This is a genomic window from Pirellulales bacterium, from assembly GCA_035939775.1.
GTDB lineage: Bacteria > Planctomycetota > Planctomycetia > Pirellulales > DATAWG01 > DASZFO01.
The window spans coordinates 1-8,970 of sequence record DASZFO010000079.1 but is presented as its reverse complement, the minus strand read 5'-3'; the positions used below and the strand labels follow the sequence as shown (position 1 = coordinate 8,970).

Sequence of the window (8,970 nt, the reverse complement as noted above, 5' to 3'; positions counted from 1 at the left end):
GATTTACGAAGTCTTCGCCATTACCAAGCTGAACAAGCTGTTCGACATCAAGGACGATGAGGCGGATGCCCTGGCGGCCTTTTAGGGGCGGCTTAACGGGTGTTTACGGGGCGCTTTGGCGGGCTTTTAAGGGGCGGCATGGCACAACCGTCTTGGGACTGGACCGCGGATCTCAGCATCCCTAGCACCTATGCCGCCGGCAAATCGGTCATCGACCAATTGCTGGGCGAGCTTCGCCGCGCCCAATGGAGCGAGCATGAAATCTTCGGCGTCCATCTGGCCGTCGAGGAGGCCGTGGTCAACGCCATCCGCCACGGGAATGGCTTGGATCCGAATAAGCAAGTCCGCGTGCTGTTTTGGCTGGCCGCCGATCGTTTGCGGGTCGAGGTCGCGGACGAGGGGAGCGGCTTCAAGCCCGAGCGGCTCCCCGACCCGACCGAATTCGAGAACATCGAATTCCCCTGCGGTCGCGGGGTGCTGCTGATGCGGAATTTCATGAACCTCGTCGAATACAACGACCAGGGCAACCGCGTCGTCATGGAAAAAGAGCGCGGCGACAATCGAGCCTCGGCCTGAAAACTGATCTTGGCTTGGTGAGACCTTCTCGCCTAACCTTCGCCGAGCATTCCGTCCGTTCCGCGAGATTCTCAGTGCAAATCGCCTCGCTCATATTAGCGCTCAGCGCCGTGACCGGTGCGACGGCTCAGCCGGCGCCGGACACCGTGGTTGTCTGCCCGAGCGAATTCCGCGATGCGCTCGCTCCGTGGCTCGATCTCCGCAAGAGCCAGGGCCGCGTGATTCAGATCGTTTCCAACGAGGGCACACCCGAACAGATTCGCGAGCGGATTCGATGCGTGGCTCGCCAAGGGAAGCTGCGATTTGCGGTACTCGTTGGCGGGGCGAATCCCACGATGAACGCCAATCCGGCTGTTCGGCGGCGTTCGATTCCGACGCATCTCGAACGAGCGAAGGTGATCGACCGCTGGGGACCGGACACCGACATCGCGACCGACAATTGGTACGCCGATCTCGACGGCGACGAGGTTCCCGACCTGGCCATCGGGCGGCTCACGGTGGAATCCGCTGAAGAACTCCGCGCGGTGGTCAAGAAGATTCTGGCGTACGAGCAGGCCCCCGATTTTCATCGCTGGCGAGCGCGGATCAATTTCGTGGCCGGCGCGAGCGGATTCGATCCGGTCGTCGATGCGCTCTTGGAAGCGACCGCCCGGGGGCTGATCTCCGGGGGAATCCCGGCCGCCTTTGAGACCACGATGACCTACGCCAATTGGCATAGCGTCTTCTGCCCCGATCCGCGACTGTTTCATCAGACGATTCTCGATCGGCTCGATCAGGGCTGCCTGTTTTGGGTCTACATGGGGCACGGCCGCCGCACGGGGCTCGATTATCTTCGCCTGCCGGGGAGCAACGTGCCCTGCCTCGACTGCGGCGACATGAGCGGGCTGCATTGCTGCGCCGGCGCGCCGATCGCGCTCTTCCTGGCCTGCTACACCGGCGCCTTCGACTCGCCCCAGCGCTGCCTGGGAGACGAAATGCTGCGGGCCGAGGGTGCCCCGGTGGCGGCGATCTGCGCCTCGCGCGTCTCGATGCCTTACGCCATGACGGTGTTTGGCTCGGAAATGATCGATCAGTGTTTCCGCGTTCACGCCGCGACGCTCGGCGAGGCGATGCTGGGCGCCAAGCGCCGCACCGTCGGGGTCGGCCAGACCGAATTGGACTCCCGCCGGCTCATCATCGACGCGCTGGCCCACGCCGTCAGCCCGGCAGGCTCCGACCTGGCGGCAGAACGAATCGAGCACCTCGCGCTGTTCAACCTGATTGGCGACCCGCTCTTGCAATTGCACTATCCGCGCGCAATGGAAATCACCGCGGAGCGCTCGGCCACCGCCGGCAGCCGCCTCGCCATCTCGGGCCGCTCCCCTTGCGACGGCGCATGCACGATCGAACTCATCGCCGATCACGACGATGCCGACGCCGCTCGGCTGCGGCAGCAATACGATTCATCGCCGGACGCTCTCGGCCAATACCAGCGCGCCTATCAGCAGGCCAACCGCCCTCCACTCTGCTCGACCGAAACGCTCGCCCAAGCAGGCCAATTCACTGCTGCACTCGCAGTTCCGCCGACCGCCCCCGGCCGCTGCCGAATCCGTGCGTTTGTCTCCGGCGCGACCGATTGCGCTCTTGGCTCGACGGCCATCGAGATTCGGCCATAGACACGTTGGGTGCCACTGGCCAGCGAAGTCGGCCAGTGCGGACTCGCGCCTTGTCGTGCCAACACCTCGACATGCCGGAACGGGCCGACTTCGCTGGCCCGTTCCACCCCTGCTGGTTGCTTGTACACCGCCCAGCTACAATCGCCCGTTGTGGCCGGTCTCCCGACCGCGCCGCCCCGTCATTTCGTACTTCGTCCTTCGTACTTAATTGCCATGCCTCTCGAAGCCAAGCCGCTGTTCCGCCCCGACGTGCTCCGCGGCCATCTCTCCGGCTTCATGCTGCCGCCGCGCGTGGAATCGCTGCGGCCCAAGCTCGCCAACTGGGCCGAGTTGATCGGTTCCAACCGCATCGACGCGCTCAACGAGCAGCAGATCCTCCCCGACTTCCTCACCGATTTCTTCCTCGCCCTGCTCGGCTACACCGGCCCCGCCGGCGGCGCCGATCGCTACACGCTCAGCCGCGAGCGGCACGTCGAGATCGACGGCAAATTCGCCGACGCCGTCCTCGGCGATTTCAACGGCGAGAGCCGCTACATCGTCGCCCTCGAAGGCAAAGGCCCGCGCGACCCGCTCGACCGCCCCTTCGCCGGCCGCCGCATGTCGGCCGTCGATCAAGGCTACCGCTACGCCATCAATCTCCCCTGCGACTGGATCATCGTCACCTCGATCCGCGAGACCCGCCTCTATCACAAGGGCTCGAACCAGCAGACGTTCGAGCGATTCGACACCGAGCAACTCGCCGGCAGCGACGCCGCTCTGTTGCGATTCGTGTTCCTCTTGGGCGCGGAGCGCGTCGTGCCGGCCGCAGGCGAGTGCCATTTCTATAGCCTGCTCGCCGAATCGGAAAAAGTCGGCCGCGAGTTGACTAAGCACTTCTACGTCGGCTATGCCAACATGCGGCAGGACGCGTTCGAGCGGCTCAGCGGCGACAATCCGGCCATCCCGCGCCACGAAGTCCTTGCCAGCACGCAGAAGCTGCTCGACCGCGTGCTGTTCGTCGCCTTCTCAGAAGATCGCGGCCTCTTGCCGGCCGAAACGATCCGCAAGGCCTACGAGCATCGCGACCCCTATCATTCGCGGCCGATTTGGGACAACTTCCGCGGCCTGTTCGGCGCGATCAATCGCGGCAACGCGGCGCTTGGCATTCACGCCTACAACGGCGGGCTGTTCGCCGACGATCCGCTCCTCGATTCGCTCCAAGTCTCCGATGAGGTCTGCCGCTATTTCCGCGATCTGGGGGATTACGACTATCGCCCTCCGCACGAGGCCACCGGCGAGGGAGGCCGGCTGATCGACGTCGATATCCTCGGCCATATCTTCGAGCAATCGATCACCGACCTCGAACGGCTGCGCAGCGAGTTGGAGGGGCTAGCCGAACCTCTCGACGCGGAAAAGCACAAGACGCGCCGCAAGAAGGAAGGGGCCTTCTACACCCCGTCGTTCATCACCCGCTACATCATCGAGCAAGCGCTCGGCGGAGTGCTCGACGATCGGTTCGATCAGCTTCGCCGCCGGCACGAAGACTCGGCTAAAGGCGCGCCCCGTGCGGCGCTCGCCGACCCGCGCGTCTACCAGCTCGACAAGCTGACCAAGCCGCAGCGCGCGGCGCTCGTCAAGTTTTGGGAAGCGTGGCAAGACGAGCTGACCGGCATTCGCCTGCTCGACCCGGCCTGCGGCAGCGGGGCGTTTCTCATCGAGGCCTTCGACCAACTGCACGCCGAATACGAGCGCTCGAACGACCGCCTGCAAGAACTGCGCGGCCATCGCACGCTCTTCGATCTCGACAAGCGCATACTGGAAAACAATCTCTACGGCGTGGACTTGAACGAGGAAGCCATCGAAATCTGCAGGCTCAGCCTCTGGATCAAAACGGCCGAGCGCGGCAAAGCCCTGACCAGCCTCGACCACCCGATCCGCGTCGGCAACAGCGTCGTCTCCGATCCGACCGTGCATCCCAAAGCGCTCGACTGGCAAGCGACCTTTCCCGAAGTCTTTGAAAACGGCGGCTTCGACGTCGTCGTCGGCAATCCGCCGTACGTGCGGCAGGAATCGATCAGCGCGCTCAAGCCCTACTTGCAAACGGCCTATTCCGCCTATCACGGCATGGCCGACCTCTACGTCTATTTCTACGAACTTGGCCTGCGCGTTCTGAAGCCGGGCGGCTTGCTCTCATTCGTCGTCACGAACAAATGGATGAAATCGGGCTACGGCGAACCGCTGCGCCGCTTGTTCGCGGAGAAGGCCTGGATCGAATCGGTCGTCGATTTCGGTCACGCCAAACAGATTTTCGTCGACGCCGACGTATTCCCCTCAATCATCGTCGCCCGCAAGCCATCCAAAGCACCGAAGCCCAAGACGGCACGACTTTGCTCGATTCCGCGCGAACAACTACGCATCGACGATCTTAGTCGGCAAATTGAGTCGGAGGGCGTGGAGCTTCCCATTGTCCAACTCGGTCCGGCCACGTGGCAGCTCGAACCGGGTGGCGTGAACGGGCTAATTTCCAAGATTTGCGCTGCCGGCGTTCCACTTTCCGAGTTGCCGAGTGTACGCCTTTACCGCGGCGTCGTCACGGGCTGCAATGAAGTCTTCCTAATCACTGATTCGACGCGCAAGCGGATTGTGGATTCCGACGCTCGCAGCGGTGAAATAATCATGCCGTATGTCCGTGGCCAAGACATTGAGCGCTGGTCGCTAGATTGGCCGAGACTCTGGATGATTTTTACAAGGCGCGGAATCGAAATTGACAATTATCCAGGCGTTCGCGACTACTTGCAGAACTTCCGAATGCAACTTGATCCGAAGCCTCCGGGGTGGTCCGGCGGTGAATGGCCAGGCAGAAAGCCGGGAACCTATCAATGGTTTGAGATTCAAGACTCAATTGATTATTGGAGGGAATTCAGCGAGCCAAAGATCATGTACCAGGACATTGCTTGGCGCCCACAGTTCTGCCTCGATAAAGATGGACGTATGTCGAACAACACGGTCCACTTCATCGTCACCGATGACAAATGGCTGCTCGCGACGTTGAATTCGCCGGTAGCGTGGTGGTATTCGTGGCGATCGGCCCAGCATGGGAAGGACGAAGCCCTTCGATTGTTTTCTTCCTACATGCGAAGCTTTCCAGTCCCGACGCCGTCAGATGAGAAACGGAAATCCAGTTCCGTGTTGGTGGATCGAATCTCCGCCAGATCGGCGGATATTCAAGTCACACGGCGAACGATTCTGGATTGGCTCCGCGTCGAGTACGAAATCGCGAAGCCAAGCATGAAGCTTCAATCGCCGGTCGATTTGGACTCCGATGCCTTCGTTGCCGAAGTCAGAAAAGTTCGCGGAAAGAAAAACCCGCTCTCCGCCGCCGCGCTCAAAAACGTCCGCGAAGAGCACGCCCGCACCATCGAACCGGCCCGCGCCCTCGCCGCCGAATCCCTCTCCCTCGAACGCCAAATCAGCGACCTCGTCAACGAAGCCTACGGTCTCACCCCCGAAGAAATCGCCCTCCTCTGGCAAACCGCCCCGCCAAGGATGCCGTTCGTATAATCTGTGTATCGCGTGCCGGATAGAGTTCGTAGTCGAAGCTGCACGAATTACCGGTTGGTAGTGGCCTGATCCTCGGAGCGTTTGCCATGCAATTATTGCGAATGATCGTCGCAAAATTTGAGTCATTATCGATTGGAGATTGGACAGAAAAAACGCTGACGTTCGGCCTGCTTCCAGTAGAAATGTTCGCGAAGGGGTTCGACGCGACAGGGCTCGATGTTTACTTGACATGCCAATGTCCTTTGTCGTCTTACCCGAGTTCGAACGGCGATGGCGACCTTGAGCCGCAAGATGACGTTCGCCGCCATCTTGAGGAACAATTGGAGCTGGCCGTTAACGCAGTATCAGTCGCTACTCGAAGTCGGCGCTCGATTAGGTCGGTCGATCCGTGCGTTGCGTTTATTCCGGAATCGGACGCTGAACGCGTCTGGCTGGACGCACATCGCGGGATCGCACGCGGGCAGTTCGCACATCCGCATGGCCATCCTCGCATCTCATTTTCGGTTATTCAGCAACTATGTGCAGACCGCGCCGACGGCATTGCCCTAATGTCAGAGGCCATCGCTCATCCGCATCCGAGTGGAAGATTCCATGAGCTTTTTCGAGTCTTTGAGCGCGCTTTCAAGACCGCTTGCGGCCAACTCTCGACACCTCTCAGCAAGTTTCTCGCGCCAAATGGATGTGGATACACGCCGGATGAAATCAAGAAATGGATCGACCTCCGAGGCCCGTTGACCCACGCTGATCGTCGGCCAGCTTTCCTCCTTGAGCGCGATGCAGCTCCCGTAGTTCACCGAATGGAGCAAGCCGCTATCGACGTCCTCGTGAACAAGCAGCTCTGGCGAGATTCCTCAACGGCGCGAGAGCAACGGTGGCGGCCTCAATTTGGCAGTTCGGACGCGGGGGCCGGTGTCTTTGTTATGAAGGATCTCGGTGCAGAGCTTAAGTTCGACATAATGGACCAATTCGGTGTTTATCCGCTCGACTTGAAATATCGCCTTGAATTGGCTCCCGCAGGCTGGTGGACTGGACAAATCATTGCGCGCGAAGCAAAAGTTGATGCTTTTCCAGGCGCTTCGATCATCGACGCAGGAATGAATATTGAATGAAGCCGAATCCGAAATCAACGCCCGCGTTTTCCGCCTCTTCAATCTCACCCCCGACGAAATCGCGCTTCTGAAGCGCGAGGTGGAGCATTGAATCAACCCCGATAGTGCTGCGGCCGCCGCTCGCCAATCCACCGCCAATCGCTTCGGGTTGCACGGCAGGCGAGCGCAAATGTGCTAACGCCTTCGCCAAAGCGTCATGGCGGGGCGAAGTTCGGGAAACGCGTCGTGAATCAGGGTGCTGACCGCGATCCATCGCGTTGCCTTGATCGCGGCTTTGCCAGAATACACGCTGGTCTGGACCGCAACGATTCGTGCGCGGTCTCGTCCCCACTCTTCAATTGGCACGCGAAGATCACCGATTCTCCAAACGCTACAACCGCTTATTCCGACAACGTCTTTCGGAAACGACGCGGGAAGACCCTGCAAGGTCCGAAATTCCGCGGCCGAACCGTCGTCGAGCGAAATATCTCGTGGCTGCGCGTCGAGCAGCAAATGGTATCGCTCTTCGTACCCACTGAGAGCGGCCGTGTCGCGGTCATACCTGTAAGTAGTGAATTCGAACGGCTTCAGGGTGAGCTTCTCCGACTCATTTGTACTTGGGCTGGACCAAACCTCTGGAAATCCGAATATTGTGAAAACGGCGAGTGGCGATTGTGGCTCAAAATCGATGTCGTCGAAGCGAAGAAATACTTTTCCTTTAAGTTTATCGACCGTGCTTTGTGGAAGCTGATGGACTGCGATATCAAAAGGATCCTCGTCAGTGCAAAGCCACTGGCCAGACAGGGCGACGATGGATTCCGAGACGCCCGCTAGGCCCTGTGTCCACTTGTTTTCCGCCGCCTTCCTGGCGACATGGCCAGCAGTGATCACGAACGCGTCCTGCGCAACTCGAAACAGAACGCCGGTGCCGAATTGATGTACGTCGTTCCCGCGCGCGACAACGATGGCCACAGTGCTGTTCCATCCGTCGATGGGAATATGCGGGCGTACCTTTTCATTGATCGCGCGCTGTTCGTCCTGCAACGTCATAGCAAATCTCCCATTTAAGTCGCTTTCGACGCCGTAGCCGGATCTTCGCGAAAAGGATGTTCGCCTGTCAATCGTTCTTCATATCCAGAATCAACCGCCAACGGGGCGCGGCCTGCCGGGATGCGAAGCGCTTTGGGGATTCCTGCTAACAGCGCCTAACAAATCCGGCTGGGAGAGGGGGACAGTCCCCGTTTTGCTGCCGACCATCGCGGCGATGGTGCCCGCTCCGCAAAAGGGGGACAGTCCCCGCCGGATTTGTTCGTCGGCCTCGCGGCCGAAACCACCGGCTAATGGCTGCGAACCCTGCCGGGTTCCGGTCTCGATCCTCAACCGATCGGGCAACTGGCTTCTTGCCGTGATCGCGTTATTCGCCGACGCCGAATCCTAATTCGATCATGCGTGACATCCATTCGGGGCGACGTTTCTTTGCCGGCGACCGGCCCCACGGTATACTTGGAGCGATGGGGGAAGATGAATCATGAATCGCATGATTGTGAAATCACGGATCGGCGCGGACGGTGTTTTGCAGGTGCACGTGCCCGTCGGCGCCGCGGATGCCAATCGCGAAGTGGTGGTGACGATCGAGCCGGCCGTGGATTCCTCCACCGACTCGAACGGCTATTCGCTTTGGGTGCGAGGCATCGCGGGAGCCTGGCAGGGAGATTTCGAGCGACCGCCGCAAGGGACGCTTGAGGAGCGCGAGCCGCTGCAGTGAAGTTTTTGCTCGACTCGAATGCCTGGATCGCGTTGCTACGTCAAAGCAGCTCTCCATTAATGGCCCGACTTCAGCGGTTCGCCGCCAATGCGCAATTTGACGCCCGGCCTAGCTTCGGCGAAACTTAAGGACGCTTGAGAGCGCCCTACAAATTCGTCGGCGGAAGCGTCACTCATGGGATCGAATAGGCGGAAGACATATCGGCGGCCTCGGCTTGGCTTCGAGCAGCTCGAGTTGCGCGCCATGTTAGCAGCGAACATGGTCTTCGACGACGAGTTCAACCTCCCCGCAGGATCGCAGCCCAATACTTCCACCTGGTTTCACGACACCGGCACCAGCGCGAATA

6 protein-coding genes are annotated in these 8,970 nt (G+C 60.4%); 5 read left to right on the top strand and 1 reads right to left on the bottom strand.

Features of this window, described 5'->3' with window-relative positions; translation table 11 throughout:
- Nucleotides 1-138: 138 nt before the first annotated feature.
- The 4 genes from VGY55_04635 to VGY55_04620 all read left to right on the top strand — a co-directional run bounded on the left by VGY55_04635 (nt 139) and on the right by VGY55_04620 (nt 6,880).
- Nucleotides 139-576: an ATP-binding protein gene (locus VGY55_04635; GenBank protein HEV2969255.1), complete on the top strand. Its 438-nt coding sequence runs from the start codon at nt 139-141 to the stop codon at nt 574-576.
- Between the two features lie 74 nt (nt 577-650).
- Nucleotides 651-2,231: a C25 family cysteine peptidase gene (locus VGY55_04630; GenBank protein HEV2969254.1), complete on the top strand. Its 1,581-nt coding sequence runs from the start codon at nt 651-653 to the stop codon at nt 2,229-2,231.
- Nucleotides 2,232-2,444: 213 nt separating this feature from the next.
- Nucleotides 2,445-5,771 (top strand): N-6 DNA methylase, encoded by a 3,327-nt coding sequence (locus VGY55_04625; protein ID HEV2969253.1) that lies wholly within the window; start codon nt 2,445-2,447, stop codon nt 5,769-5,771.
- An 86-nt stretch (nt 5,772-5,857) separates the two neighbouring features.
- Nucleotides 5,858-6,880: a hypothetical protein gene (locus tag VGY55_04620; protein HEV2969252.1), complete on the top strand. Its 1,023-nt coding sequence runs from the start codon at nt 5,858-5,860 to the stop codon at nt 6,878-6,880.
- 174 nt (nt 6,881-7,054) lie between these two features.
- On the opposite strand, the gene VGY55_04615 is transcribed toward VGY55_04620, so the two are convergent.
- On the bottom strand, nt 7,055-7,909 hold the full coding sequence (locus tag VGY55_04615) for a hypothetical protein (GenBank protein HEV2969251.1): 855 nt from the start codon (nt 7,907-7,909) through the stop codon (nt 7,055-7,057).
- A 478-nt stretch (nt 7,910-8,387) separates the two neighbouring features.
- On the opposite strand from VGY55_04615, the gene VGY55_04610 reads away from it, so the two are divergent.
- Complete coding sequence (locus tag VGY55_04610) at nt 8,388-8,624, top strand: hypothetical protein (GenBank protein HEV2969250.1); 237 nt, start codon at nt 8,388-8,390, stop codon at nt 8,622-8,624.
- The last annotated feature ends 346 nt before the right edge of the window (nt 8,625-8,970 follow it).

Bases quoted from the DNA above. Each gene is read 5' to 3' on its own strand.
- VGY55_04635 (HEV2969255.1), top strand. From the start codon at position 139: ATGGCACAACCGTCTTGGGACTGGACCGCGGATCTCAGCATCCCTAGC.
- VGY55_04625 (HEV2969253.1), top strand. From the start codon at position 2,445: ATGCCTCTCGAAGCCAAGCCGCTGTTCCGCCCCGACGTGCTCCGCGGC.
- VGY55_04620 (HEV2969252.1), top strand. From the start codon at position 5,858: ATGCAATTATTGCGAATGATCGTCGCAAAATTTGAGTCATTATCGATT.
- VGY55_04615 (HEV2969251.1), bottom strand. From the start codon at position 7,909: ATGACGTTGCAGGACGAACAGCGCGCGATCAATGAAAAGGTACGCCCG.
- VGY55_04610 (HEV2969250.1), top strand. From the start codon at position 8,388: ATGAATCGCATGATTGTGAAATCACGGATCGGCGCGGACGGTGTTTTG.